This is a genomic window from Hymenobacter sp. BRD128 (assembly GCF_013256625.1).
Lineage (GTDB): Bacteria > Bacteroidota > Bacteroidia > Cytophagales > Hymenobacteraceae > Hymenobacter.
This window is the reverse complement of record NZ_CP053908.1, coordinates 2,078,249-2,103,824: the sequence shown is the minus strand read 5'-3', so window position 1 is coordinate 2,103,824 and position 25,576 is coordinate 2,078,249. Positions and strand designations below refer to the sequence as shown.

The window sequence follows — 25,576 nt, the reverse complement described above, 5'->3', positions numbered from 1 at the left end:
AGCTACGGGCAAGGCCGCGCTTTACTCAAATTCGCCGGGTGCCGGCACCGGGGCCGGCGCGCCACCCCTAGCAGCCTCCACCTGCCGCTTGTGCCGGATGGCCACCGCAATCGCCAGAAAAACAGACACGAACGGCAGCAGCAACCCAATAAGCAGCCATAGCGAAAACCGCTGCCCGTGCGAGTACGCGATGTAGCCCGTGATGAGCGCCAGCGGCACATTGAGCAAATACAGCAGCAGGTAGGGGAGCAGGTAAAAGAGCATAAAAAGGGGGCTAGCGGGCTTTGCCGCGCTTCACCAGGTAGGCGTGCAGCACCTTATCAAACGGCTCGCGCACGTCGACGGGCACAAAATCAATTTTCAGCTGCCCGCAGCGCAGCGCCAGGTCTTCCTCAAACTGCCGCATGGCCGTGCGGTACTGCTCGCGCACCTGCGCCGGCTGGAGGCGGATTTCCTGGCCCGTTTCGACATCCTCAAAGATGTAGGGCCGGTCCTGAAAGTCAAAATTCGACTCGGTAGCCCGGTCGAGCACGTGAAACAGCAGCACCTCGTGGTGCTGGTGGCGCAGGTGCTGCAAGGCGGCTAGCGCGGCCTCCTGCTCCTGGGCGCCGCGCCCCAGCATGTCGCTGAACACGACGACGAGCGAGCGCTTCGGAATTTGCTGGGCGATGGTGTGCAGCACGCCGGCCACGTCGGTGTGCGCGGCGGCGCGGCGCGTGGCTGCGGCCGGCGCGGGCCGCTCCAACAGTTGTTGCAGGGCTAGCAGCAGCGTGTGGCGGTGGCTGCTGGTGGAGCGCACCGGCGTTTGCAGCTCCACGGTTTCGGCGAAGGTGACGAGGCCCACGGCGTCGCGCTGGCGCTGCAAGAGCGTGGTGAGGGCGGCGGCGGCCAGCACCGAGAACTTGAGCTTGTCGTGGCCCGGCGCGGGGTAATACATGCTCGGGCTCACGTCGAGCAGCAGGTGGGCGCGCAAGTTGGTTTCTTCCTCGTAGCGCTTCACGAAGAGCTTGTCGGTGCGGGCAAATACTTTCCAATCGACGTGCCGGGTGCTGTCGCCGGGGTTGTAGAGGCGGTGCTCGCTAAACTCGACCGAGAAGCCGTGGTAGGGCGACTGGTGCAGGCCGGTAATGAAGCCATCGACCAGCTGCCGGGCCAGCAGCTCCAGGTTTTCGAAAGAACGAATGGCGGCGAGGTCGAGCGAGGGCATGAGTGAGAAACGAAAAAAAATAGTACGCTATTAGGAATCAAGTAGCTACATCAATCTAGGGCGGCGTTTATCAAACTGAGCAAATTAGTCTGGACGCCAACGTATGATGAAATAATCTTACTTCCTGATAGACAAGACAACCACCCGGTGAGTTTCGTCCGTAAGTAGGCCTAATTCAGGTAAGCTATTCCAGCTTTATCTTTGTCTAAGCCGATACAAGTTTAGCGCGCTAATAAGCAAACCCCCACCTATTTTCCCCTCCCAGTCTGTGGACGACCGTTATTCAAAAGACCAAGAAGAAATTTACTCGCACCGCATGAAGGCGGGGAAGCGCACGTATTTCTTCGACGTGAAAGCTACCCGTGGCCAGGATTATTATCTTACCATCACCGAAAGCAAGCGCCGCCCCGGCGCCGACCCCGATGGCCCGGCCAGCTACGAGAAGCACAAGATTTTTCTCTACAAAGAGGACTTCAACAAGTTTATCGACGCCCTGCACGACGCCGTGGACTTTGTGCGCGACGAGCTGCTGACCGAGGAAGAAGTGGCTGAGCTTGACCGCCCGCGCCCGGCCCACGACAGCGAGCAGCCGCGCCCCAGCAGCTACCCGGCCGATGGCCAGTCGCCCGACGGCCCGGCCTCCGACCTGGGCGAGAGCACCTACTAAGCACATATCGACTGTAAGAGGGGGAGAAATAGTAGTAGCCGCGCCGCTGTTCTGAGAAAGAGCAGCGGCGCTTTGCGTTGGGGGCTAGCGCCGCCGCCTGCCGTACCTTTGCGCTGGAATTGTGGGCAACTCATAATTCAATACTCACAACTCAACACTCAAGATAATGGGCCTCCGCTGCGGTATTGTCGGCCTGCCGAACGTCGGCAAATCCACGCTTTTCAACGCGTTATCCAACGCCAAGGCCGAATCGGCCAACTATCCTTTCTGCACTATCGAGCCCAACGTGGGCGTGATTACCGTGCCCGACGAGCGCCTCCAGATTCTGGAAGCGCTGGTGAACCCCAAGCGCGTGCTACCCACCATCATCGAGTTTGTCGACATTGCCGGCCTCGTGAAAGGCGCCAGCAAGGGCGAGGGCCTGGGCAATAAATTTCTGGCCAACATCCGCGAGGTCGATGCCATTATCCACGTAGTGCGCTGCTTCGACGACCCCAACATCGTGCACGTGGCCGGTGGGGTTGACCCGGTGTTTGACAAAGACGTTATCGATACCGAGCTGCAACTGAAAGACCTCGAAAGCGTTGATAAGAAGCTGGTGAAGAGCGAGCGCAGCGCCAAGGCCGGCGACGCCGTAGCCAAGAAGGAAGTGGCTAGCCTCCAGAAATTCAAGCAGGCCCTCGAAGCCGGCGAGAATGCCCGCGCCGTACAGGCTACCGAAGATGACCTGGCCGCCGTGGCCGACTTGCAGCTGCTCACCATCAAGCCCGTTATCTACGTGGCCAACGTGGACGAGGCCAGCATCGCCACCAACGGCAACAAGCACGTGGAGGCCCTGCGCGAGCACGTGAAAGCCGAAGGCGCGCAGGTCGTGCTCGTATCGGCCGCCATCGAGGCCCAGATTGCCGACATGGAAGACCCCGAGGAAAAGGAAATGTTCCTGGGCGAGTACGGCCTCACCGAGTCGGGCCTGAACAAGCTCATCCGCGCCAGCTACGAGCTGCTGAACCTCATCACCTATTTCACGGCCGGCGTGCAGGAAGTGCGCGCCTGGACGGTGCACCGCGGCGATAAGGCGCCCGCCGCCGCCGGCGTCATCCACTCCGATTTCGAGAAGGGGTTCATCCGCGCCGAGGTTATCAAGCTAGCCGACTACCAGGAATACAAAACCGAGGTAAAAATCAAGGAAGCCGGCAAAATGGCCGTCGAAGGCAAAGACTACGTGGTGCAGGATGGCGACATCATGCACTTCCGCTTTAACGTGTAGCTAGCCCCGCTAGCTGCATTGGGGAAGCCCCGGCCGGTAACGGCCGGGGCTTTTTGCGTTAGCACTATGAAAAATAAATCGACTCTGGGCTGCCGCATGGGCGCAAACGATTTGATAGGTGACGCTGCTTTTGCTGCTGACGGCTAACGGGATAAAGTGTAAGGCCAGCGCAGAAATTTGGCCAAAACAGGGGCTTATCTTGCTGGCATCAGGCTAGCGGCTGCTTTCCCACCCAACCGCCTTTTGCTAACCCTTGCCTGGTTCAAAAGGTATTTTTTAACCTATGAAAAACCTATTTCCCCTCGCCTTGGGCATTGCCCTGCTGAGCGCGGGTAACGCGTTTGCGCAAAGAATAGCGCCGCTGGAAGCGCCCAAGGGCTTCGACCAACCTACCGCCGGCATTGCCACCGGCAGCCTGGACAGCATCAGCTACGCCTCCAAAACCGTGGGCACGGTGCGCAAGGCGCTGGTGTACAAGCCGCCGGGGTATTCTAAGAAGAAGAAATATCCGGTGCTGTACCTGCTGCACGGCATCGGGGGCGATGAGAAGGAGTGGCTGCGCGGTGGGCGCCCGCAGGTGATTCTGGATAACCTCTACGCGGCGGGCAAGCTCAAGCCCATGCTGGTAGTGATGCCCAACGGCCGGGCGATGAAGGACGACCGGGCCGTAGGCAATATCTACGGCCCCGATAAGGTGGCGGCCTTCGCCAACTTCGAGCAGGACCTGCTCACCGACCTCATCCCGTACGTCGAAAAGCACTACCCGGCCCTCACCACCCGCGAAAACCGGGCGCTGGCCGGCTTATCGATGGGCGGCGGCCAGTCGCTGAATTTCGGGCTGGGCCACCTGGATAAGTTTGCCTGGGTGGGCGGCTTTTCGTCGGCCCCCAACACTAAGCTGCCCGAGCAGCTGGTGCCCGACCCCGCGCTGGCCAAAAAGCAGCTCAAGCTGCTCTGGATTTCGTGCGGCGACCAGGATGGCCTGCTGCCGGTGAGCCAGCGCACCCACGACTACCTCTACCAGCACGGCGTGCCGCACGTGTACTACCTGGAGGCGGGCGGGCACGATTTCAAAGTCTGGAAAAACGGGCTGTATATGTTCTCGCAGTTCCTGTTCAAGCCCGTTGATACGGCCGCGCTGCCCACCTACACCGTACTAGGGGCCCCGGCTGCCACCAACGTGCGCAACGCAAAATACCCCCAGATTTTGCCCGATAACCGCGCCGTATTCCGCCTAAAAGCGCCCGGCGTGCAGCGCGCCCAACTGGACCTGGGCCGCAAATACGATATGGCCAAAGACAGCAGCGGCACCTGGACCGTGACCACCGACACGCTGAGCCAAGGCCTGCACTACTACTCGCTGCTGCTCGATGGCCTAGCCGTGGCCGACCCCGCCAGCGACACCTTCTACGGCATGGGGCGCATGGCCAGCGGCATCGAAATACCCAGCCGGAATGGAGGTTTCTACGCCCTCCAGGATGTGCCTCACGGCGAGGTGCGGGCGAAGCGCTATTACTCGAAGGTCACTAATTCGTGGCGGGAAATGTACGTGTACACGCCACCAGGCTACGACGCCAACGCCTCCGTCAAGTACCCGGTGCTGTACCTGCTGCACGGCGACGGCGAAGACGAAACCGGCTGGGCCAAGCAAGGCAAAGCCGACCTGATTCTCGACAACCTCCTGGCCGCTAAAAAGGCCAAGCCCATGCTCGTGGTGATGCTCGACGGCAACCTGAGCGGCCCCGGCGGCCTGGCCAGCTTCAACGAAGGCGCGCTGCAACGCTTTGAGAATGAGCTGAAGCAAGCCGTGCTGCCCGTAGTGGAAAGCAGCTACCGCGTGGCGCCCGGCGCTAGCAACCGCGCCCTGGCGGGCTTGTCGCTAGGGGGCCTGCAAACGCTCTACGCCGGTGTGCGCAACACCAGCATGTTTCAGTACCTGGGCGTGTTCAGCTCGGGCTTTTTTGCCAATAACGCGGCCTTGTCCGACCCGCAATACGCCTTCATGAAAGCCAATGCGGGCACCATCAACACCAACCTGAAGCAGCTCTGGCTCTCGATGGGCGGCCCGGCCGATATTGCCTACGCCAACAACAAAGTGATGCGCGCCAAATTTGACGAGCTGGGCATCAAGTACGTGTACAGCGAGTACCCCGGCGGCCACACGTGGCCCGTGTGGCGGCACGATTTATACCAGTTTGCCCAGGGGCTGTTTTAGGTAGCCGCTCGCAGTATCTTGGAAGCCCTAGCCAGTAGTGGCTGGGGCTTTTGTTTTGAACATACTAAAAAATGGAGGACGAAAAATATCCAGCTTGGCTAGCCGATAGAGTATTTACTTCTTTTGACTGGACGAATGCAATTACTACTTCCATGCAGGAACTGCTGGACAACATTACACTACACGACTCAGGATATTACAAGACTTTTCTGGATAAACAGAATAGCTGGATGTTAATAATTCAACTTGACGCTATCTGGAATAAAGACTTTTGCCATAACCTAGAAGATTGGCCGTTTCTGATTCTCAGGTTTCAAAAGGTGTTTTGTTCATTTCAGGAGTTCACTGAATATGAACTAGGTTCTGCAGTAATAGGAGATGTAGAAGTGACTGTACTAAACGGTAAGGATTTCGATGACTGGATGGATTTTACAAAAATCGCTGGATTCTTACCACTGGATATTTTGCAAAACCTGAAAGGTGAAGGCGGGCTGACTCGCACCGAAATATCCACCGTCTATGGCGGCTCGCTGTCGCTGGTTCACGCGCCAGCCGTGGAGGTTTTGCTTTACTCGGCGCAAGGCAGCCAGTTGGCAATCAACCTGTCGGCCTAACGGTAACGAAGGGGTACGTACCCTAGCGGCCGCACCAGCCAGATTTGCCGGCTGGCGCTTTCCAAAACCCCGCGCCCCCAACGTATCTTTGCCCCCTGCCAAAACCTAGCCCAACCCCACCAACTCTATGAAGTTCATTGTTTCGTCCTCGGCCCTGCTCAAGCAGCTCCAGAGCATCAACGGCGTGGTCACGAACAACCCCGTGGTGCCCATCCTCGAGAACTTCCTGTTTGAGATTGAGCCCGGCAAGCTCACCATCACCGCCTCCGACCTGGAGACGAGCATGATAACCGAGCTGCCTATTGAGTCGCGTGAGTCGGGCCGCATTGCCGCGCCGGCCCGCATCCTGCTCGATACCCTCAAGAACCTGCCCGACCAGCCCGTGACCTTCACCCTGGACGAGGAAACCTACACCATCGAAATCAGCTCGGCCAACGGCCGCTACAAGCTAGCCGGCGAAAACGCCGCCGACTTCCCCCGCGTGCCGGTGGTGAAGGGCTCGGCGCCGGTCGAAATCCCGTCGTCGTCGCTGGCGCGCGCCATCAATAAAACCATTTTTGCCGTGAGCACCGACGAGCTGCGCCCCGCCATGACCGGCATCCTGGTGCAGCTGGGCGAGGCGCAGGTGACCTTCGTAGCCACCGACGGCCACCGCCTGCTGCGCTACCGCCGCCAGGACGTGGGCGCCGGCCAAACCGCCAACCTCATTATCCCGCGCAAGGCGTTTAACCTGCTGAAAAGCTCGCTGCCCAGCGAGGCCACCCCGGTGCGCGTCGAGTTCAACCAGAGCAACGCGTTTTTCTCGTTCAACCAGATGCGGCTGGTGTGCCGCCTCATCGACGAGCGCTACCCCGACTACGAGAACGTAATCCCGGTCAGCAACCCCAATAAGCTGACTATCAACCGGCAGGAGCTGCTGAACTCGGTGCGCCGCATCAGCATCTACTCTAATAAAACTACCCACCAGGTACGCCTGCGCCTCACGGGCTCGGAGCTGATAATTTCGGCCGAAGACCTGGATTTCAGCAACGAAGCCAAGGAAACGCTGGCTTGCCAGTACGACGGCGAGGATATGGAAATCGGTTTCAACGCCCGCTTCCTGCTTGAAATGCTGTCGAACATCGACTCGGAAGAAATCACGCTGGAGCTGAGTACGCCCAACCGCGCTGGCCTGCTGATGCCCGCCCAGGCCGACGAAAACGAGAGCATCCTAATGCTGGTAATGCCGGTGATGCTCAATAACTACGTGTAATCGCAGATTTTGCAGATTAGGCAGATGCCGCAGATTCAAACGGGTGCAAATGTATTCTTGGGCCTTATTGGCTTATCAAGTATACTAACCTGAGCAATGAAGCTGCTTGCTGACATCCGAATCTGCGACATCTGCCTAATCTGCAAAATCTGTGATTAAAAAATCAGAAATCCGTTTTAGCATTGCTCTCGATGACCAGAAGGTGCCCGAGGCCATCAGCTGGCAGGCCACCGATGCGGGCCCCGATATTCAATTTGCTAAGGCTATCAATGTCGCTATTTGGGACCGCAATGCGGATGCGACGATGAAAATCGACCTCTGGACCAAGGACATGCCCACCGATGCCATGAAGTATTTTGTGGTCGATAACATCGGCTCGATGGCCGAAACTATCCAGACGGCCACCGGCGACAAAAAAATGGCCGAGATGATGCGCAAGCTCTGCAAAGACCTCAGCGACTATATCGACGAGCAGGGCGCCACCAACCAATAAAGTGAGCGCCGGCCGGCAAATTCTCTTCCTGTCCGAAGTTGCCGCAAAAAGCCTTTCTACTATTCGTAGAAAGGCTTTTTCTTTTCTAAGATTTACGCAGCCTCGTTGGTACTAGCCCCACCTTTGGCATCAACTGCCCGCTGGCTTAACTTCGGATTTCACTTCTGGCCCGTGTGGCTACGCTCTTGCTCGAATGCACAAGTATTTACTCTTATTCACCGGCTGGGCTAGCCTGCCGGCGCTAGCCCAGCAAGCGCCTAAAAAGCCCCTTGACCACTCGGTGTACGACCAGTGGCAGAGCGTGGCGCGCCAGCGCATCAGCGACAACGGCAAGTACGTGCTGTACCAGGTGCGGCCGCAGCAGGGCGACGCCGTGCTCTACCTCAAAACGGCTGAAAACCAGCTGCTGCGCCAGGTAAGCCGCGGCGACTCGGCGCTGTTTACGGCCGATTCCCGGTTTGCGGTGTTCGCCATTAAGCCGCGCTTTCAGGACGTGCGCCAGGCCCGCATTAAGAAGAAAAAGCCTGAGCAGATGCCCAAGGATTCGCTCGGCGTGTATACCCTGGCCACGGGCAAGCTCACGAAATATGCCGACGTGAAGTCGTTTCAGTTGGCCGAAAAGGCGCCGGTGCTGACTTTCCTGGCTGTAAAGCCGGCTATCAAGGACTCGCTGAAAAAGGCGCCCGTTGATACCATCAAGAAAATCACCGACCGGCTGCTCGAAACCAAGAAGGAAGGCGCGCCGCTCACGGTGATGAACCTAGCCACTGGCCAGAAACGTAGCTTCGAATCGGTGACCGACTACCAGCTCAGCAAAGCGGGTAATAAGGTAGCCTTCGCCGTTTCGGCGCCAAAAAACAACAAGACGCTGCGCTCGGGGCTGTTTGTGTACGACTTGGCTAGCAATGAGCTGCGCCAGTTGAGCAAAGGTAAGGGGGTGTACAAGAATCTGGCTTTCGACGAAGCCGGTCAGCAACTGGCCTTCACCGCCGAGAAGTACCCCGAGAAGGCCCTGATAAAGCCATTCAGCCTGTATTACTCCGATTTTGGCCGCGACAGTGCCCGTGTGCTGCTCGCCCCGAGCGCCAGCGTGCTGAAGCCGGGCTGGTCGCCGAGCGGGTTTGGCAAGCTCACGTTCAGTGATAACGGCGAGAAGCTGTTTTTTGGCACCGCGCCCGACCCCATTCCGCAGGATACGACGCTGGTCGATTTTGAGCACGCCAAGGTCGATATCTGGAACTATAAGGATGACTACCTGCAACCCATGCAGCTCAAAAACCTGAAGAAGGATTTGCAGCGCAACTACCAGGCGGTCATCTATCCCAAGCAGGGCAATAAGTTTTTTCAGCTCGAAGACGAATACCTGCGCGATTCGTACCTGGCCGATAACAACAACGCCGAATACGTGCTGGCCGTGACCGATACCGCCAAGCGCATTTCGATGCAGTGGGAGGGCAGCACGCGCAAGCAGGCTTACCTGGTATCGACGCGCACCGGCCAGCGCCTGGCCATCAACCCGAAGGCGTCGAAGAGCCGGTTTCAGATTTCGCCGCAGGGCAACTACGCCGTGTGGTACGACGACGCGGCCAAGGCCTGGTTTGCCTACTCGGTGGCTAGCCGGCAGACCGTAAATCTGACCCAGAAAACCGGCGTTTCCTTCGCCGATGAGGAAAACGACCTGCCCACCGACCCGGAGGCCTACGGCGTAGCGGCCTGGACCAGGAACGACGAGGCCGTGCTGCTTTACGACCGCTACGATATCTGGAAAATCAACCCCAAAACAGGGCGAGCCACCAACTTCACCAACGGCCTGGGCCGCCAGCAGAAGCTGCGCTTCCGCTACCATTTGCCGGTGGAGAAGCAGAAGTTTATCGAGCCCAACGAGGAGCTACTGCTGCTAACGCAGAACGACGTAGACAAAACCTGGGGCTACTACCGCAAGCCCATCGCCAGCACCAAGGCGCCCGTGCGGCTGGCCATGGCCCCGATGACGTATTCGAACGTGGAGCAGGCCCGGCACGCGCGCCGCTACCTCTACACCAAGTCGAGCGTGAGCCAGCCGGCCGACCTGTACGTGAGCACCGATTTGCAGCACGAAACCCGGCTCAGCGCCATCAACCCGCAGCAAAAGGACTACAACTGGCTCACCGCCGAGCTCGTGCACTGGACCACGCCGAAGGGCCACGCCGCCACCGGCGTGCTCTACAAGCCCGAGAATTTTGACCCGAGCAAGAAGTACCCGCTGGTAGCGTACTTCTACGAGAAGCTTTCGGACAATCTCTACCGCTACGTGGCGCCCGCCCCGAGTGCCTCCACGGTAAACCCGGCCTTATTTGCCAGCAATGGTTACCTCATTTTTATGCCCGACATTAGCTACACTGTGGGCGAGCCCGGCCCGTCGGCGGCTGAATACGTGAACTCGGGCGTGGAGGAGCTGAAGAAAAACGCCTGGGTCGATGGCGCGCACATCGGCATTCAGGGCCAGAGCTGGGGCGGCTACCAGGTGGCCTACCTCATCACCCAAACCAATATGTACGCCGCGGCCTGGGCCGGCGCGCCGGTCGTGAACATGACCTCGGCCTACGGCGGCATCCGCTGGGAATCGGGCCAGAGCCGGCAGTTTCAGTACGAGCGCACCCAGAGCCGCATCGGCGGCACGCTGTGGGAAAAGCCCGAGCTATATATCCGCAACTCGCCGCTGTTCTCGCTGCCTAAGGTGCAGACGCCGGTGGTCATCATGTCGAACGATGCCGACGGCGCCGTGCCGTGGTACCAGGGCATCGAGATGTTTACCGACCTGCGCCGCCTGGGCAAGCCCGTGTGGCTGCTGCAATACAACGGCGAGGCCCACAACCTGGTAAAGCGCGAAAACCGCAAGGATATTTCCATCCGCGAGCTGCAGTTTTTTGACCACTACCTGAAGGGCGCGCCGGCGCCGGTGTGGCTCTCCACGGGCGTGCCGGCCGTGGAAAAAGGCCGCAACTGGGGCCTGGAAGTGTCGAGCAAGTAAGGGGTAGCCAAATGGGCATTGACGGCGCGGGGCAGAGCCCCGCGCCGTCAGGTAGTAATAAAAAAAGCCGCCTTCCTAACCTGCCTGGCAGATTGGGAAGGCGGCTTTTTTGCAGGCTGGTTTGCAAGCTTGGCTAGGGCTGCTGCCGGAGGGTGCGGCCAAAGGGCTCGCCGGCGCGGCGCGTATCCTTGGTTTTGGTGGGCACAATAGTAGCATTGTTGGCGCGCACCGGGCTAGGGTTTTGCACCGAGTTCACCAGGATGGCGGCCGAGGCATTGTGAGCGTAGTCGTGGTCGGCCTGGGCGTAGCGCTTGCGGGCGTCGAAATAGTCGGTATACTGGTCGGTGGTGAGCACGGCTTGCAGCTCGGCGTCGCGCTCGCGGCCAATGGCTTTCGACTGCTTATCAAGCTGGCTAGGGTCTTTAGCGTATTGGCGCTCAGCAGCTTCTAGTTTAGTGATTTTATCGGCGTTGATGGTGCGCAGGCGGGCGGCCTGGTAACCGTTGAGGCGCAGGTCGCGGGTCATCTGGTCGCTTAGGTGCTCGGCGCGGTCGCTCACGGCGGCGTTGAGGCGGGGGCTGGGCTGGGTTTTATCCTGAGGTATGGGCGCCGACGGGCCTTGGTCGGGCGCCACCTGCTGGGCACGGGCCGTAAGCGTAGCAGCCAGCAGTAGCAGAGCAAAAGCAGATTTCATTGGCGGGCAAAACGTGAGGTAGGAAAAAGGCTAGCCAACTAGCGTGCCAGCAAAACTGGGTAGCACGCTAGCTGGCTAGCCTTCTTAACGCAGATGCCGCTGGCCGGGTTGAGTGGTTTAGCGGGCCTAGCCAGGCCCTAAAACTGGTTTTTCCACATCATGCTTTCCACCGGGCGGTCGGTGCGGTCGTTGTACTTGGCCGACTGCTTGCGGTTGTAAAACGTTTGCACGTCGCCTTGCAGCGAGAAATAAATGAGCTGGCCAATGGGCATGCCGGGGTAGACCCGCACGGGCATCGACACGCTGATTTCCAGCGTCCAGTGGTTGCAGAACCCCACGTCGCCCTTGCCGGCGGTGGCGTGAATATCGATGCCTAGCCGGCCCACGCTGCTCTTGCCTTCGAGGAAAGGCACATGGGCGTGGGTTTCGGTGTATTCTGCGGTTACACCGAGATAAAGAATGCCCGGCTGCAGCACGTAGCCTTCGTCGGCCGACATTTCGAAAGTCGTAATCTTGTTGTGGCGGCGGGCGTCGAGCACCGCGTCGTCGTAGGTAGCCAGGTAGCGGCCCAGGTGCACGTCGTAGGAGTTGGTACCCAGGCAGCTAGGGTCGTAGGGCTGCACCACGATGGTACCGCGCTCCATTTCGGCGCGAATTTGCTGGTCGGTCAGAATCACGAAATCAGAGATTAGTAAAGGTTGATGGTGGCTTGTTTATTGTGAAATATTGCTTGTAAATAAGTAAACAGCCATAATAATTCGTAATCAATTGTGCTCATCGTCTTGGTCGTCATAGCTGTCGGCGGGCAACTCACCGGTGGCTTGCGGGCGGAAGCGGTCGAAAAAGCCGGGGCCGCGCCCGGCGGGCGGCGTGGGCTCGTCGGCCGCTTCGCCGCCGTCAGGCGCGGCGTAGTAGGCTTGCTCGGCTTCGAGGTCGCGCACGCGGCGCCGCAGGCGGCGCAGCTCGGGCAGCAGGCTAGCCACGGTGTAGAGCAGCAGACCAAACGAGCCCAGGCTCAGCAGCAGGGTGAAGTAGCCGACCCAGCCGGGGCCGGCGCTGGTGGGCTCGGCCTCGCTAAGCGCGGGGCGAGCGGTGGCCCGAACTTCGGGTTCGGGCGTGGCGGTGGCGGCGGGCTCGGCGTCGCCGGGGGCGGGGCCGTTGGTGGTGAGCGGCGCAGCCGCGGCCAGGGGCTCTTCGGGCTGGGGGGCGGGCTTAGCAGCGGTAGCGCCACTGGCGTTGAACTGCGCCACGGCCTGCTTGATGGTGCGCTGCTCGGTGCGAATGAGCGCCGACTTTTCATCGCGCGGCAGGCCCCGGATGAAAAACTCAAAATTGCGGTCGCGCAGCACCGAGTTGAGCTGCTTCTCAAACTCGGCCTGCGTGAGCGGGCCGGTGCCAAAATGCGTCTTGTAGCGCTCGGCCACGCCGTTGTAGTTGAGAAAGAGCTTTTGTAGCTCGGCGTTGTTCTCGAAGTTGGCAAACTGCCGGCGGGCGGCGGCGGTGCGCAGGCTAGCGGGGTATTTCTGGCGCGTGAAGTGCTTGTCGTACACCGTCTCGAAGGTGCGAAAATTCAACTCGTCGATGGTGCGGTCGAAGAGCTGCTTGTTGGCTTCGGCGGGCGTCTGGGCCTGGGCCAACAACGGCAGAAAGAAAAGCAGCTTGAGCAGATAACGCATGAGAAAATGTAGCGCGAAGTTTCGCAAAGTTGGCGCTAAGAAATTAGGCGTGCGCCTCGATAAGCGACGCGCGGCAGGCCGTGAGGTACTTCTCGACTAGCTCGTCGGTGATGGCGGTGGAGATGAACAGCGCCTCGAACTGCGACGGCGCCAGGTAGATGCCGCGCTGCAGCATAGCGTGGAAGTAGCGGCCAAAGGCCGGCAAATCCGCTTTTTTGGCGTCTTCCAGATTAGTCACCGGCTCAGGCGTGAAAAACAAGCTGAACATCGAGCCCACCTGATTGACGGTGTAGTTCAGGCCTAACTCTTTGGCAATCTGGCGGGTGCCGTCGGCCAGGCGGGTGCTGGTGGCTTCGAGCTGCTGGTACACCTCGGGGTGCTCGTGCAGGTAGCGGAGCTGGGCCAGCCCGGCGGCGGTGGCCAGGGGGTTGCCCGAGAGCGTGCCTGCCTGGTACACTTTGCCGGCCGGCGCAACCTGGTTCATAATGTCGGCCCGGCCGCCGTAGGCGCCCACCGGCAGGCCGCCGCCGATGATTTTGCCGAGCGTCGTCATATCCGGCGTCACGCCAAAGCGCTCCTGCGCGCCACCGGGGGCTAGCCGGAAGCCCGTCATTACTTCGTCGAATAGCAGCACAATGCCGTGCTGAGTGCACAGCCCGCGCAGGCCGGCCAGGAAGCCGCGGGCCGGCGCTACCAGGCCCATGTTGCCCACCACCGGCTCGATGATGATGGTGGCAATCTGGCCGGGGTTGGCGGCGATGGCGGCCTCTACGGCGGCCAGGTCGTTGTAGGGCACCGTGAGGGTATCCTGGGCCACGCCCTGCGTCACGCCCGGCGAGTCGGGGGCCCCGAGCGTGAGCGCGCCCGAGCCGGCGGCAATCAGAAACGAGTCGCCGTGGCCGTGGTAGCAGCCCTCAAACTTGAGGATTTTGTTGCGGCCCGTGTAGCCGCGCGCCACCCGAATGGCCGACATCGTGGCCTCGGTGCCGGAGTTTACCAGGCGTACTTTTTCCAGGCTGGGCACCATCTCGATGAGCAGCTCGGCCATCTCGACCTCGCGCCGGGTGGGCGCGCCGAACGAAAACGAGTCGGGCAGGGCCTTGGCCAGGGCCTCCTGCACCGGCGCGAAGGCGTGGCCGAGTATCATCGGCCCCCACGAGTTGATGAAATCAACGTACTGGTTACCATCGACATCGGTGAGCCAGGCGCCTTGGGCGGCTTGCATAAACACGGGCGCGCCGCCCACCGAGCGGAAAGCCCGTACCGGCGAGTTCACGCCACCCGGTATAAGCTCCTGGGCACGGGCGAAAAGAGATTCGGAAATAGTCATTGTTTGAGTGATAATCGCTGATTGTTAATCGGTTGTCGCGTTGCGCTAGCAATGACAAGGGCAAAAAAGCAGCTGCCTACCGCAGTAGTTGCGGCTCCAAGTTGCTGAGCTTGAGCAGCGGCACGGCCTGGTTGTCGTGGGCGCCGCCGGGGTAGGAGAGACCTTCGAAGATGGCGCCCGGCTGAACCGGCGCGCTGGCTAGCCCACCCTGGAAAGCTGGGCCATACTGCTGCAAGGCATTGCCAAAAAACAGCAGCAGCTCGAAGCCCTGGCTGGCAAACACCGACGGCGGCAGGTTTTGCTTGGCCAGGTAGAGCTGCCGGAAGCGCCGGTAGCCCAGGCCATTCTTATCAAAATACTTGGGGTGGTAGTAATACACGCCCGCGCTGCCGAGCTGGCCCACGCCCAGGCTGGGATTGTCGAGCCAGGTGCCGGGCACCAGCAGGGCGGGGCGGCTGGCGGCGGGCACGGTGCCGAGCGCCGTGAAGGCAGCCGGGCCGGCCTTGCGGTTGTCGGAGGCCACCACGACGTGGCTAGCCCCCGTCAGCTCGGCGGGCAAAAAGGCGGCGCTTAGGCTAGCCGGGTCGTCGGGCCGAAAGGCGTGGCTGGCCGTGATGTGGCCGCCGGCGGCCTCGTAGGCGGCCTGGTAGGCAGCGGCAAAGTCATTCTCGTCCTTGCTGTCTTCGTGCAGCAGCACGGCCGGGCGGCCGGTGCCAAACGACACGGCCGCAAACTGCGCCGCCGCCCGCGCCTGGGTAGCGGCGCTGGGCGAATAGAGGTAATGATACGGGTTATCGGCCACTAAATCAGCATCTTGCGACAGCGGGTTGATGCAGATAATCTGGTGCTCGCGGGCGTAGCGGGCCAGCAGCCTGGCGCCCGACTTATACACCGGCCCGATGAGCAGGTCCAGGCCCGCCAGCTCGGGCAGGGCGAGCACGCCTTTGAGCGTGAGGGTGTCGGCGCCGGTATCGTAGGCAAATAGCTGCACTGGGTGGCCGGCGCGCTGGAGCGAGTCCTGGGCTAGGCGCAGGCCGGCGTAGAGGTCGGTCACGAACTGGTTGCGGCGCTGGGTTTGCCAGCTATTATCTTGCAGCTCAAAGGGTAGCAGCACCCCAATGTTGTAGGTGCCTTTGCGCGGCTGGGCCCTGGGCGCGGCTGGCGCCGCCGGGGCTAGCGCCGGGGCGTAGCGGCTGCGGTCGAGCTTAAACTGCGTCACGAGGGCATCGAGCTGCTGGCGGTCGGCGTCGGCGAGGGTGCCACTACCAAGCAGGTAGTCAGCATAATAGCGGCCGATGAGCTTGCTTTGCGGGTAGCGCTTCTGGAGGCGCTGCCAGGTGGCGCGGTCTTTCAGCTTCGCTAAATAGCTGGCTTGCATGGCCTCGCGGGGGCGGCGTACTGCTCGGCGGGCAGCTGGCCCAGCGTGCGCAGGGCCGTGTCGTAGTCGCCCTGCTCAAACGACACCTGGCCTTGCAGATACAGCACCTCGTTGAGGCTGGCGTAGGTCGGGTACTGGTTGCGGATGAGGTTGAGCATCTGCTCGGCCTCGGCCCACTGGCCCAGCCGGGTGGCGGCCACGGCGTAGAGGTAGCCCGCGTCGGCGGCCTGGGTAAAGTGATTGATGGGCTGCGCCAGCGGCTCCAGCTCCTGCATGGCCACGGCGTAGTGGCCCTGGTCGAGCTGGGTTTTGCCGGCGCGGTAGCGGGTAAGCTGGCCCTGAGCGGCGGCGCCCAGGCTCAGCAGCAGCAGCGGCAACACAAGCAGCCGCTGCCACGGCAAGTGGGCAACGACGCGGTACAAGTAGGTCATGCGTGAAAGAAAGCCAAGGTTGGCCCCCGCAAAGGTACGCCCGGCCGGGGAGGGCCCGAAAAGCAACCCGCGCGCCGGCCTTGCCTACCTTAGTACCGGCCGGCAAAAGCCCTGGCGAAGGTTCCGGCGCCCGGCCGCGCCAGAAAAGCCAGGGCTCAGGCTTGCCCCGCCCCGTTTACTTCTTACCTCATCCCGCCGATGTACCTGACCATGCCTATGTCGTTGCCTGCCCTGCACCGCCGCCTGCCGCTGCTGTTTGTGCTGGGGTTGTCGCTGGCCCTGAGCTTCGTGCTCATCGCCGCCCGTGTGCTCATTACCGGGCGGCCGCTATTCCTGTTTCTGCTTTGGAATTTGTTTCTGGCCGCCATCCCGTTTGCCCTGAGCGCGGCCCTGTCCTTGGCTGCCCGGCCGCCCCAGGCGCGGCTGCTGCTGCCGGTGGGCGCGGTGTGGCTGCTGTTTTTTCCCAATGCGCCCTACCTCGTTACCGACCTTTTTCACCTGGTGCCGCACGCGGGCGTGCCGTATTGGTACGACCTGGCGCTCATCATGTCGTGCGCCTGGAACGGGCTGATGCTGGCCTTCGCCTCGCTGCTCGATATGCACGGGCTGGTGCGCCAGCGCCTGGGCTTCTGGGCCGGCTGGGGCTTCGTAACGGTAGCGCTAGGCCTGAGCGCCTTCGGTGTGTACCTGGGCCGCTACCTGCGCTACAACTCCTGGGATATTCTCGACAACCCCTTCACGCTGGCCTACGACATCGTGCAGCGGTTCTTGCACCCCTTTCACAACTGGCAAACCTGGGGCGTAACGGTGGTGTTCTGGGCGTTTTTGCTCATCGCCTACGCTACCGTGCGCCTGCTGGGCCAGCACCAGAAATTAGGAGTCAGGAAGGAGAAATGAGGCATTTGCCGGGGCACGCACTAACCGCCCGAAACCTGCTTTTTCTCATTGCAAGTTGCCCTCCCAGGCGGCTAGCCCGGCGCGGTGCTCGGCGGCGGCGCGGGCCAGCAGCGCCGGGCTAGGGCCAGTGCCCAGGTAAATGGTGAGGCCCCGCTCGCGGGCGTAGGGATTGGTGATTTCGCCCACTTTCTCAAAGCGCTCGAAGTAGGGCACCAACTCGCCAGGGCGGCCTTCGCCAATGAGCAATAAATGGTGGTAGGGCCGCGCCGGCCACGGCGGAAACCAATACAAATAGCTGCCATTGAAGCTCGTGGCGGCGGGCATAGCCCGGTCGCGGTTGTAGTAATTGATGGCGCCGGCCTCGCCGTAGTTGTCGCACTTGATGAGGGTGCGGGCCCGGGTTGAGGCGGGCAAAGCCCGGTAGGCTAGCCAGGTTTTGTCGGCTAGCTCGCGCCAGCCCAGCATGTCGGCAAAATCCTGGGGCAAAGGGTGCGCCTCGCCGTCTTCCCAGCGGGTGAGCCCCAGCTTTTGATGCAGCGGCCGCTGGCTGAGGCGCGCCATTGCGGCCGGCGGCAGAATCGGGAAAATATCGCGCACGACGGGCGCCCACAGCAGCAGCGGCAGCCCGAGCAGTACCGCGCGCAGGCCCGGCCGCGCCACCCGCGCCTGCCACCACACCGCGCCCACCGCAAACAGCGCCGGGTAGTAGCCCAGGCCGTAGTAGCTTTTGCCGTGCAGCACGGTTATAATCAGCAGCCCCACCACGTACACCAGCCCCACCACCCGGGCCGCCGGCTGCGGCCGCCCGCGCAACGCCGCTCCCAGCCCCGGCACCCACACCAGCAGCGCCGCAAAGCACAGTAGCAGCTGCTCTTTCCAAAACCCGGCAGCCGTGACATGCACCAGCTGCTCGTCGTGCAGCAAGGCCATGTGGTGGCGAAACGGCAGCCCATGCGCCACCTGCCAAATCAGCGTCGGCGCCGCCACCAGCAAGGCAATACCCGCCGCCACCCACGCCGGCCGCCGCCCCAGCGTGCGCGGCGCCGTGAGCAGCAATGCCACCAGCACGGCCGCCCCAAAAAAGAACGTGGTGTACTTATTCAAGATGCCCAGGCCCAGCACCAACCCTAGCCAGTAGAGGTGGCGCGGCCGGCCATCGGGCTGCGCGTGGCGCACCAGCAGGTAGGTGCCCAGCGTAAAACTAAATACCTCAAAGGCATTAGGCTGAAAAAGAAGATTGAGCCGGCCGTAGGCCGTGGTGAGGTAGCACACGCCGGCCAGCGCCTGCGCCCACGGCCCGCCGCCCAGCCGCCGGGCCAGCCGCACCACCACGTAAATCGTGAGGCTGCCCCACAGCAGCGGCCAGAATTTTACCCAGAAAAAGCCGCCGCCTAGCGCCAGCGTTACCCAGCTTTGCAGCGCGGTGAGGGGCGGCACCTCAATGTAGCCCCAGGCTAAATGGTGGCCGTAGTCGAGGTAGAGGTATTCGTCGCGGTGCAGCTCGTAGGTGCCGTAGCCCGCCAGCGCCAGGCTCGCAATGAACTTGACAAGGGCGAAGAGCAGGGGTAGGCGGTGCTTCATAATTCAGTGAGCAGTGAATAGTGAGCAGTAAGCAGTGAACGGTAAACCCGTTTGTCATTGCGAGCTTGCGCAGCAATCGTTTCTTGCCGGCCGCTTTCGTTGGGTTAGTATCGCCGCTGGCGACAAGGAACGATTGCTGCGCAAGCTCGCAATGACAGAAGCTTTTCTGTGCAATTGCTCACTATTTACTGCTCACTTTCTGATGTCCTGGTCCCGCCTGCTTTCCACCCGCCGCTACCCCGACCGCCCCGCCGAGGTGCCCACGCCCGGCCGCTCGCCCTACCTGGCCGACTACGACCGCGTAGTATTCTCGTCGGCCTTCCGGCGCTTGCAGCGCAAAACCCAGGTAATGCCGCTGCCCGAAACCGACTTCGTGCACACCCGCCTCACGCACTCGCTCGAAACCGCCTGCGTGGGCCGCTCGCTCGGCCGCCTCTCGGCCCGCCGGGTGCTCGAGAACGACCCCAGCCTAACTGCCGAGCTGCCCGACTTCGCCCAGGACTGCGGCGATATCGTGGCTGCCGCCTGCCTGGCCCACGACATTGGCAACCCGCCCTTCGGCCACTCGGGCGAAGATGCCATTTCGGCCTACTTCGCCAGCCGCGCCGCCGAGCGCTTCATTACCGGGCTCAGCGCCGCGCAGCAAAGTGACTTGCAGCACTTTGAGGGTAATGCCGCGGGCTTTCGCATTCTCACCCACACCTACCCGGCGCTCAGCAGCGGCTCGGCGGGTTTGGGGCTAACGTATGCCACGCTCGGGGCATTTACCAAGTATCCGCGCCCGTCGGTTATCGACGCCGAGAAGCAAAAAGGCGGGGCTAGCGAAAAGAAATACGGCCACTTCCAGGCCGAAAACCCGCGCTTTAAGCTGGTAGCCGAAGAGTTGGGCCTGCAAGCCAAAGACGGCCCGGCTGGCTTTTACCACCGCCACCCGCTAGCCTTTTTGGTAGAAGCGGCCGATGACATTTGCTACCGCATCATCGACTTTGAGGATGGCCTTAAGCTCGGCCTCATTGACCACGAGCGGGGGCTGGCGCTGCTGCGCGAGCTGCGCGCCGCTGCCCCTAGTGCCCGCCCAAAGGGCGCTGGCAGCAGCGGCCTCACCTGGCGCGACTGGCAGGAGGAGCTGGGCTACCTGCGCGCCACCCTCATCGGCCAGCTCGTGGACGAAACTGCCACCCGCTTTGCCTACCACGCGCCCGCCATCCTGGCCGGCACCTACGACGCCTCGCTGGTGAAAGAGCTGACCGGCTACGAGTTTCTACAAGAGATTCAGCGCCTGAGCATTGAGAAACTTTACCGCTCGCGCCCGGTGCTGGAAATCGAAGCCGCCGGCTTCGAGGTACTCGGCGGCCTGCTCGATGCCTTTCTCTGCGCCATCTTCGACTCGAAAAACAACCACCGTTCGCGCAAGCTGCTCGACCTGCTGCCCGCCCAATACCGCGCCACCGGCCACCAGGCCGGCGCCTCGGCCTATGAGCAAATTCTGCTGCTCACCGACTACGTGGCCGGCATGACCGACCAGCACGCGCTGAGCTTGTATAAAACGATAAAGGGAATTGAGCTGCCGAAAGGATTTTAAGCGGTTAATTTCCAATAAATAGAACGTCATGCTGACGAAGGAAGCATCTCGCTCGCATTGTTGAGCTAGCGGCACGGGCGAGATGCTTCCTTCGTCAGCATGACGTTCTTCTTTATGCAGGAGCTACCTCTTCTTCGTGCAGCGCCACCATATTTTCCAGCAGCTGCTCAATTAATTTCCGGCCTTTCCACACCAATTTTAATTTGCTGCGAATCTGCGCGGCGGTTTGAATAAATTCGGCTTCCTCGGCCGTTTCGTGGTTTTCGAAATGAATTAATTTCTCCACCATGTCCTCCGTCATTTCGGGGTGAAACTGGAGGCCGATAATGCCATCGCCCCACAGATAGCCCTGCGCCGTGCAGCCCGCCGACATGCCCACCCGCACCGCCCCCGGCGGCACCGTGAAGGTATCGACGTGCCAGTGCAGCACGGTGGCCTTCTCGGGCCAGCCGCGCAGCAGCGGGTGCGCCAGCGCCTTGGCCGCGAAGCGCACCGTCCAGAAGCCTATTTCCGGCTCCGGGTTGCGGCGCACCTCGCCCCCTAGGGTCTGCGCTACCAGCTGCGCGCCCAGGCAGATGGCCAGGGTGATTGTGCCCGCTCGCAGCACTTCGCGCAAAAATGCCTTTTCAGGGACTAGCCAGGGAAATTCGTCCTCGTCATATACGCTCATCGCGCCGCCCAAAATCAGCAGGCCATCAAATTCCGCTAGGGTCGGAAACGTCGGATTGGGCTCGAATAGCCGCGTAAATGTGAGCGAGTGGCCGTGCGCGGCCAGCCACGCGGCGGCGTGGCCGGGGCCTTCGTCGGGCAGGTGTTGGAGGCAGTGCCAGCGCATGAAGTAGGGCTAGCTAGCCCAAGTAGAAAGACCTATTTTTTGCGCCAGCGCGGCATTATCTACCGTGTACACTCGCTCTTGTGGCACATGCAAATACGCTAATTGCCGGTTATCTACGTGTACTTTTTGCTGTAGCACAAAGTCGGTGACGTCTTCGATGCGCTTGACCTGCTGCTTGCCAAACTGTTCCAGCGTATCGTTTTTGAGCCCTAGCTGCATGGCCCGTCGCGTGAGCTTGCCGCCGTAGGGGCTGTGGTCCGGGTCCCATTGCAGGCGCACGTTTTTGGTGGCTAACTCCTGTTTCCAGGCCTCTTCCGACTCATAGTTGCCAGCGCTGAAAGTCGAGAACGCAGCTTGATTAAGGATTTTCTCAAAGGCCACTTTATCGAGCCAAAGCGCTAGCACGCGTTCCTGGTTTTCCTTGCTGGCCCAGCCGCAGCGGTACATCATCCACAGGAAATTAGGCTTAATCCACGACATGCGGCTGTAGCTAAAGCTGGGGCCACCCAGGTATTGGTTTTCGACTGCAAACAGGGCGATAGCTGGGTTATACGCTTGGTAAACTACCACTTGATTTTCAGTCTGATGGGCAACAATGTGTTGCCCATCGACCGGTAAAAATTGCCGCGAGGCCAAATACAACTCAGTAGTAAGGTGCATGAGTAAGGTGCATGGCTAGCCAGCTACAGCAAATTTATTCCCACTCAATGGTAGCCGGCGGCTTGCTGCTGATATCGTACACCACGCGGTTGATGCCGCGTACCTGGTTGATGATGCGGTTGCTCACGTCGGCCAGGAAATCGTAGGGCAGGTGGGCCCAGTCGGCGGTCATGCCGTCCACGCTGGTTACGGCGCGCAGGGCCACCACGCGCTCGTAGGTGCGCTCATCGCCCATCACGCCCACGCTCTGCACGGGCAGCAGCATGGCACCGGCCTGCCACACCTGCTCGTAGAGGCCACGCTCTTTCAACAGGTTGATAAACACGCCGTCGGCGCGCTGGAGCAGGTCCACTTTCTCGGGTGTGATGTCGCCCAGGATGCGGATGCCCAGGCCGGGGCCGGGGAAGGGGTGGCGGTTCAGAATCTCGCCGGGCAGGCCCAGCGTGGCGCCCACCTCGCGCACCTCATCCTTGAAGAGCATGCGGAGCGGCTCCACGATTTTGAGGTTCATCTTCTCGGGCAGGCCGCCCACGTTGTGGTGGCTCTTAATGGTCACGGCCGGGCCGCCGTGCACCGATACCGACTCAATCACGTCGGGATAAATGGTGCCCTGGGCTAGCCAGCGCGCGCCCTCCACTTTCTGCGCCTCGCGGTCGAATACTTCGATAAACGTGCGGCCGATGGCCTTGCGCTTCTGCTCGGGGTCGCTCAGCCCTTCGAGCGCCTTGTAAAATTCCGGCGCGGCGCGCACGCCGGTCACGTTCAGGCCCAGACCTTCATAGGCCTTCAGCACGGAGGCAAACTCATCCTGCCGCAGCAGGCCATTATCGACAAAAATGCCGTGCAGGCGCGGGCCGATGGCGCGGTGCAGCAGCAGCGCCGCTACGCTGCTATCCACCCCGCCCGAGAGGCCCAGTATCACCTGGTCGTCGGGGCCGACGGTGGTTTGCAGGGCCTCTACCATCGAGTCTACGAAGTGCTCGGGCGTCCAGCTCTGGTCGCAGCCGCAGATGCCCACCACGAAGTTTTCGAGCAGCTGCCGGCCCTCGGTCGAGTGCGTCACCTCGGGGTGAAACTGAATGCCGTAGGTATCCTGGCCGGGCAGCTTATAGGCCGCCACGGCCACTTCGGGCGTGCTGGCAATGGTTTGATAATCAGTCGGCAGCGTCTTAATCGTGTCGCCGTGCGACATCCACACCTGCGTATCGACGTGCAGCCCGCGCAGCAGCGGCGACGCTTCGTCGAGGCGCGTGAGCCGCGCCCGGCCGTATTCGCGGATGGTGGCGGGCAGCACCTCGCCGCCGCCCTGCTGGGCCAGCAGCTGCGCGCCGTAGCAGATGCCCAGCACCGGCACCTTACCCAGTATCCCGCTCAAGTCAGGGTTGGGCGCGTCGGCGTCGCGCACCGAGCAGGGCGAGCCCGAAAGAATAACGCCCCGCAGGTCGCCGGCACTGATGCGCTCGGCCAGCTGGGAGGCGTGGGTATAGGGGTGAATTTCGCAAAACACGTGCAGCTCGCGAATGCGCCGGGCAATGAGCTGGGTGTACTGCGAGCCGAAATCTAGAATGAGAATTTGCTGCATAAAATCGCAGATTGGCGCAGATATGAGCTGATTTCGCAGATTTGGATGCCAACAAACTGGCTTCTGAGCAGCGCGGCGCTGGCCAACCGTGGGGCAAAATTACCTTTAATCTGGCCGTTTGCCTGCGCTAAAGCGCAGATTTTTGCGGGCCACAGCGGGGCAGTCTAAAAAATATCTCCCTTAAAGACACTCATTCTCAATCGCCCAGTAGGCCGCACCGACCCACAATCTGTGAAATCTATTCAATCTGCCTCACTTTGTGCTTACCTTTGCCCCGGCGAGTCAGAACGACCAGCTCCTACTGAACTCCCCCAGGGCCGGAAGGCAGCAAGGGTAGGTGGTTGAGCGGTGCGATTTTGGCTCGCTTTTTTTTGTCTTTTCCTGTGGTTTCCAGCCGGCCCCGAGCCGCGCCCGTCTGCCGAGTTTAGGTAGCCAGCGCGTAGCTTTGAGCCGGCTTTTTTATAAGCTGTTAGCTAACAGGGGCAAGCTGTTGGCTACCGAATAGTTTCCCAATCAACCGGCTAGCAGCTAGCAGCTGATAGCTAACAGCTTAAGAATGAAATTTTTCGTTGATACGGCCAACCTGGCCGAAATTCAGGAGGCCGTGGACCTCGGCGTGCTCGATGGCGTCACTACCAATCCCTCGCTGATGGCCAAAGAAGGCATCCGGGGCACCGATGCCGTGCTGGCTCACTACCGCGCCATCTGCGACATCGTGGACGGCGACGTATCGGCCGAAGTCATTGCCACCGACTACGAGGGCATCATCCGCGAGGGCGAGGCCCTGGCCGACCTGCACCCCAACATTGTGGTGAAAGTGCCCATGATTAAAGAGGGCGTGAAAGCCATCAAGTATTTCAGCGACAAGGGTATTCGCACCAATTGCACGCTCATTTTTTCGGCCGGGCAGGCGCTGCTGGCCGCCAAGGCTGGCGCCACCTACGTGTCGCCCTTCGTAGGTCGCCTCGATGATATTGGCGCCGACGGCCTGGGTTTGATTGCCCAGATTATTGAGATTTTTGCCAACTACGGCTACGCCACCGAGGTGCTGGCCGCCAGCGTGCGCCACGTGCCGCACCTCATTCAGTGTGCCGAGCTGGGCGCCGACGTGGTGACCTGCCCGCTCAACGTGATTACCGGCCTGCTCAACCACCCGCTGACGGACAAGGGCCTAGCCACCTTCCTGGCCGACCATAGAAAGGTGAACGCTTAGGGTAAGTATGAATTGAGAATTAGGAATTATGAATTGAGTACGGCCGATTCATAACCTGTCAATTCATAATTTCTAATTCTCAATTCATAATTCAACAGACGTGTACATTATCAAAGTAAAAGGCAAGGCCAAGATTCCGGATTATATCCAGCTGCGCGATGAGAATTTCGTGCTGATTGCCTATTTCCGGGCCGACCGGCCGCTCAAAGACCTGCACCGCTACGGCCTCGAAGGCCAGGAAGTGCCCCTGGCCGCCGTTATTGCGGAGCTGGAATTTGGGAAGCTGCGCAAGCTCGAACTCTGAAACTGCCATGACCGAGCCGATAGCTGAGCTGCGCGGAGCTACCATCACCCAGGAAGAGCGGGCGGTGCTCGAAAACGTTTCTTTTGCGCTGGAAAAGAGCGAGTTTGCCTATTTGGTGGGGCGTACCGGCGCGGGTAAGTCGTCGCTGCTCAAAACCCTGTATGCCGACCTGCCGCTGCTGGTGGGCGCGGGCACGGTAGCGGGCTTCGACCTGGCTAGCCTGCCCGTGGGCAAGGTGCCTTATTTGAGGCGCCGGCTAGGCATCGTATTTCAGGATTTTCAACTCCTGAGCGACCGCTCGGTAGGTGAAAACCTGCTGTTTGTGCTCAACGCCACCGGCTGGCGCGGCAAGGCCCGCAGGCAGCAGCGCGTGCAGGAAGTGCTGACCCAGGTGGGCCTGAGCGGCGTAGCGGGCCGCATGCCGCACCGCCTCTCGGGCGGCGAGCAGCAGCGCGTGGTGATAGCGCGCGCGCTCTTGAATGAGCCCATATTGCTGCTGGCCGACGAGCCTACCGGCAACCTCGACCCCGAGGTGGCCGACGGCATCATGGCCCTGTTTGCCGAAATCAACCATGCAGGCACGGCCATCCTAATGGCGACGCACAATTTTCAATTGCTGGAAAAATATCCGCACCGCGTGCTTACGTGTAAGGACGGGCAGCTGCTGGATTCGGCGCGGGCCTAGCGC

General features: G+C 61.1%; 24 protein-coding genes and 1 other RNA gene. 13 read left to right on the top strand and 12 right to left on the bottom strand.

Going from position 1 to position 25,576, the window contains the following annotated elements:
- Window positions 1–21: 21 nt before the first annotated feature.
- Entirely contained in the window at window positions 22–264 is a 243-nt protein-coding gene (locus GKZ68_RS09280) for a hypothetical protein (RefSeq protein WP_173113600.1), read from the bottom strand.
- 10 nt (window positions 265–274) lie between these two features.
- Entirely contained in the window at window positions 275–1,207 is a 933-nt protein-coding gene (locus GKZ68_RS09275; RefSeq protein WP_173113597.1) for a DUF58 domain-containing protein, read from the bottom strand.
- A gap of 268 nt (window positions 1,208–1,475) precedes the next feature.
- Here GKZ68_RS09275 and GKZ68_RS09270 point away from each other — a divergent pair, with 268 nt between their 5' ends.
- The 7 genes from GKZ68_RS09270 to GKZ68_RS09240 all read left to right on the top strand — a co-directional run bounded on the left by GKZ68_RS09270 (window position 1,476) and on the right by GKZ68_RS09240 (window position 10,725).
- Complete coding sequence (locus GKZ68_RS09270) at window positions 1,476–1,874, top strand: DUF3276 family protein (protein WP_173113594.1); 399 nt, start codon at window positions 1,476–1,478, stop codon at window positions 1,872–1,874.
- Between the two features lie 166 nt (window positions 1,875–2,040).
- Entirely contained in the window at window positions 2,041–3,141 is a 1,101-nt protein-coding gene (gene ychF, locus GKZ68_RS09265) for a redox-regulated ATPase YchF (protein WP_173113592.1), read from the top strand.
- Between the two features lie 283 nt (window positions 3,142–3,424).
- Entirely contained in the window at window positions 3,425–5,356 is a 1,932-nt protein-coding gene (locus GKZ68_RS09260) for an alpha/beta hydrolase-fold protein (RefSeq protein ID WP_173113589.1), read from the top strand.
- A gap of 71 nt (window positions 5,357–5,427) precedes the next feature.
- Window positions 5,428–5,970: a hypothetical protein gene (locus tag GKZ68_RS09255; RefSeq protein WP_173113586.1), complete on the top strand. Its 543-nt coding sequence runs from the start codon at window positions 5,428–5,430 to the stop codon at window positions 5,968–5,970.
- Between the two features lie 127 nt (window positions 5,971–6,097).
- Entirely contained in the window at window positions 6,098–7,222 is a 1,125-nt protein-coding gene (dnaN, locus tag GKZ68_RS09250) for a DNA polymerase III subunit beta (RefSeq protein ID WP_173113583.1), read from the top strand.
- Window positions 7,223–7,373: 151 nt separating this feature from the next.
- Window positions 7,374–7,715: a gliding motility protein GldC gene (gene gldC, locus GKZ68_RS09245; RefSeq protein WP_367949220.1), complete on the top strand. Its 342-nt coding sequence runs from the start codon at window positions 7,374–7,376 to the stop codon at window positions 7,713–7,715.
- Between the two features lie 193 nt (window positions 7,716–7,908).
- The gene (locus GKZ68_RS09240) at window positions 7,909–10,725 is read left to right on the top strand and encodes a prolyl oligopeptidase family serine peptidase (protein ID WP_173113580.1); all 2,817 of its coding nucleotides are present in this window, start codon (window positions 7,909–7,911) and stop codon (window positions 10,723–10,725) included.
- A 133-nt stretch (window positions 10,726–10,858) separates the two neighbouring features.
- Here GKZ68_RS09240 and GKZ68_RS09235 read toward each other — a convergent pair whose 3' ends face one another.
- From GKZ68_RS09235 to GKZ68_RS09210, 6 genes are all read right to left on the bottom strand, one after another.
- On the bottom strand, window positions 10,859–11,419 hold the full coding sequence (locus GKZ68_RS09235) for a hypothetical protein (protein ID WP_173113577.1): 561 nt from the start codon (window positions 11,417–11,419) through the stop codon (window positions 10,859–10,861).
- A gap of 137 nt (window positions 11,420–11,556) precedes the next feature.
- Window positions 11,557–12,096, bottom strand: a complete 540-nt coding sequence (dcd, locus tag GKZ68_RS09230) for a dCTP deaminase (RefSeq protein WP_173113574.1) — start codon at window positions 12,094–12,096, stop codon at window positions 11,557–11,559.
- Between the two features lie 87 nt (window positions 12,097–12,183).
- Entirely contained in the window at window positions 12,184–13,095 is a 912-nt protein-coding gene (locus GKZ68_RS09225; protein WP_173113571.1) for a hypothetical protein, read from the bottom strand.
- Window positions 13,096–13,138: 43 nt separating this feature from the next.
- Window positions 13,139–14,425, bottom strand: coding sequence for a glutamate-1-semialdehyde 2,1-aminomutase (gene hemL, locus GKZ68_RS09220; protein WP_173113568.1), 1,287 nt, complete (start codon window positions 14,423–14,425; stop codon window positions 13,139–13,141).
- Between the two features lie 76 nt (window positions 14,426–14,501).
- Window positions 14,502–15,803, bottom strand: a complete 1,302-nt coding sequence (locus GKZ68_RS09215) for an ABC transporter substrate-binding protein (RefSeq protein ID WP_173113565.1) — start codon at window positions 15,801–15,803, stop codon at window positions 14,502–14,504.
- Window positions 15,785–16,234 (bottom strand): tol-pal system YbgF family protein, encoded by a 450-nt coding sequence (locus GKZ68_RS09210; RefSeq protein WP_173113562.1) that lies wholly within the window; start codon window positions 16,232–16,234, stop codon window positions 15,785–15,787. Before GKZ68_RS09210 ends, GKZ68_RS09215 begins: the two co-directional genes overlap by 19 nt.
- Before the next feature lie 216 nt (window positions 16,235–16,450).
- Here GKZ68_RS09210 and GKZ68_RS09205 point away from each other — a divergent pair, with 216 nt between their 5' ends.
- Complete coding sequence (locus GKZ68_RS09205) at window positions 16,451–17,131, top strand: DUF1361 domain-containing protein (protein WP_173113559.1); 681 nt, start codon at window positions 16,451–16,453, stop codon at window positions 17,129–17,131.
- 45 nt (window positions 17,132–17,176) lie between these two features.
- Here GKZ68_RS09205 and GKZ68_RS09200 read toward each other — a convergent pair whose 3' ends face one another.
- Entirely contained in the window at window positions 17,177–18,712 is a 1,536-nt protein-coding gene (locus GKZ68_RS09200) for a glycosyltransferase family 39 protein (protein WP_173113556.1), read from the bottom strand.
- A gap of 202 nt (window positions 18,713–18,914) precedes the next feature.
- On the opposite strand from GKZ68_RS09200, the gene dgt reads away from it, so the two are divergent.
- Window positions 18,915–20,294: a dGTP triphosphohydrolase gene (dgt, locus tag GKZ68_RS09195; RefSeq protein ID WP_173113553.1), complete on the top strand. Its 1,380-nt coding sequence runs from the start codon at window positions 18,915–18,917 to the stop codon at window positions 20,292–20,294.
- A gap of 112 nt (window positions 20,295–20,406) precedes the next feature.
- Here the strand turns inward: dgt and GKZ68_RS09190 are convergent, their stop codons facing one another.
- The 3 genes from GKZ68_RS09190 to guaA are packed head-to-tail and all read right to left on the bottom strand — an operon-like array spanning window position 20,407 to window position 23,371.
- The gene (locus GKZ68_RS09190; protein WP_173113550.1) at window positions 20,407–21,129 is read right to left on the bottom strand and encodes a type 1 glutamine amidotransferase; all 723 of its coding nucleotides are present in this window, start codon (window positions 21,127–21,129) and stop codon (window positions 20,407–20,409) included.
- 9 nt (window positions 21,130–21,138) lie between these two features.
- Window positions 21,139–21,789: a DUF4291 domain-containing protein gene (locus tag GKZ68_RS09185; RefSeq protein WP_173113547.1), complete on the bottom strand. Its 651-nt coding sequence runs from the start codon at window positions 21,787–21,789 to the stop codon at window positions 21,139–21,141.
- Between the two features lie 34 nt (window positions 21,790–21,823).
- Window positions 21,824–23,371: a glutamine-hydrolyzing GMP synthase gene (gene guaA, locus GKZ68_RS09180; protein ID WP_173113545.1), complete on the bottom strand. Its 1,548-nt coding sequence runs from the start codon at window positions 23,369–23,371 to the stop codon at window positions 21,824–21,826.
- A gap of 274 nt (window positions 23,372–23,645) precedes the next feature.
- On the opposite strand from guaA, the gene ffs reads away from it, so the two are divergent.
- From ffs to GKZ68_RS09160, 4 genes are all read left to right on the top strand, one after another.
- Window positions 23,646–23,742: signal recognition particle sRNA small type (gene ffs, locus GKZ68_RS09175), an RNA gene on the top strand.
- A gap of 185 nt (window positions 23,743–23,927) precedes the next feature.
- Window positions 23,928–24,584 carry a fructose-6-phosphate aldolase gene (gene fsa / locus GKZ68_RS09170; RefSeq protein WP_173113542.1) on the top strand — a complete coding sequence of 219 codons (657 nt, stop codon included), beginning with the start codon at window positions 23,928–23,930 and terminating at the stop codon, window positions 24,582–24,584.
- A gap of 100 nt (window positions 24,585–24,684) precedes the next feature.
- A complete protein-coding gene (locus tag GKZ68_RS09165; protein ID WP_133657927.1) occupies window positions 24,685–24,888 on the top strand; it encodes a fructose-6-phosphate aldolase in 204 nt (67 codons plus the stop codon).
- Between the two features lie 7 nt (window positions 24,889–24,895).
- A complete protein-coding gene (locus GKZ68_RS09160) occupies window positions 24,896–25,573 on the top strand; it encodes a cell division ATP-binding protein FtsE (protein WP_173113540.1) in 678 nt (225 codons plus the stop codon).
- Window positions 25,574–25,576 lie beyond the last annotated feature (3 nt).

Coding starts and splice junctions, on each gene's coding strand:
- GKZ68_RS09280 (WP_173113600.1), bottom strand. CDS start 264: ATGCTCTTTTACCTGCTCCCCTACCTGCTGCTGTATTTGCTCAATGTG.
- GKZ68_RS09275 (WP_173113597.1), bottom strand. CDS start 1,207: ATGCCCTCGCTCGACCTCGCCGCCATTCGTTCTTTCGAAAACCTGGAG.
- ychF (WP_173113592.1), top strand. CDS start 2,041: ATGGGCCTCCGCTGCGGTATTGTCGGCCTGCCGAACGTCGGCAAATCC.
- GKZ68_RS09260 (WP_173113589.1), top strand. CDS start 3,425: ATGAAAAACCTATTTCCCCTCGCCTTGGGCATTGCCCTGCTGAGCGCG.
- GKZ68_RS09255 (WP_173113586.1), top strand. CDS start 5,428: ATGGAGGACGAAAAATATCCAGCTTGGCTAGCCGATAGAGTATTTACT.
- dnaN (WP_173113583.1), top strand. CDS start 6,098: ATGAAGTTCATTGTTTCGTCCTCGGCCCTGCTCAAGCAGCTCCAGAGC.
- GKZ68_RS09240 (WP_173113580.1), top strand. CDS start 7,909: ATGCACAAGTATTTACTCTTATTCACCGGCTGGGCTAGCCTGCCGGCG.
- GKZ68_RS09235 (WP_173113577.1), bottom strand. CDS start 11,419: ATGAAATCTGCTTTTGCTCTGCTACTGCTGGCTGCTACGCTTACGGCC.
- GKZ68_RS09225 (WP_173113571.1), bottom strand. CDS start 13,095: ATGCGTTATCTGCTCAAGCTGCTTTTCTTTCTGCCGTTGTTGGCCCAG.
- hemL (WP_173113568.1), bottom strand. CDS start 14,425: ATGACTATTTCCGAATCTCTTTTCGCCCGTGCCCAGGAGCTTATACCG.
- GKZ68_RS09215 (WP_173113565.1), bottom strand. CDS start 15,803: ATGCAAGCCAGCTATTTAGCGAAGCTGAAAGACCGCGCCACCTGGCAG.
- GKZ68_RS09210 (WP_173113562.1), bottom strand. CDS start 16,234: ATGACCTACTTGTACCGCGTCGTTGCCCACTTGCCGTGGCAGCGGCTG.
- GKZ68_RS09205 (WP_173113559.1), top strand. CDS start 16,451: ATGTCGTTGCCTGCCCTGCACCGCCGCCTGCCGCTGCTGTTTGTGCTG.
- GKZ68_RS09200 (WP_173113556.1), bottom strand. CDS start 18,712: ATGAAGCACCGCCTACCCCTGCTCTTCGCCCTTGTCAAGTTCATTGCG.
- dgt (WP_173113553.1), top strand. CDS start 18,915: ATGTCCTGGTCCCGCCTGCTTTCCACCCGCCGCTACCCCGACCGCCCC.
- GKZ68_RS09190 (WP_173113550.1), bottom strand. CDS start 21,129: ATGCGCTGGCACTGCCTCCAACACCTGCCCGACGAAGGCCCCGGCCAC.
- GKZ68_RS09185 (WP_173113547.1), bottom strand. CDS start 21,789: ATGCACCTTACTACTGAGTTGTATTTGGCCTCGCGGCAATTTTTACCG.
- guaA (WP_173113545.1), bottom strand. CDS start 23,371: ATGCAGCAAATTCTCATTCTAGATTTCGGCTCGCAGTACACCCAGCTC.
- fsa (WP_173113542.1), top strand. CDS start 23,928: ATGAAATTTTTCGTTGATACGGCCAACCTGGCCGAAATTCAGGAGGCC.
- GKZ68_RS09160 (WP_173113540.1), top strand. CDS start 24,896: ATGACCGAGCCGATAGCTGAGCTGCGCGGAGCTACCATCACCCAGGAA.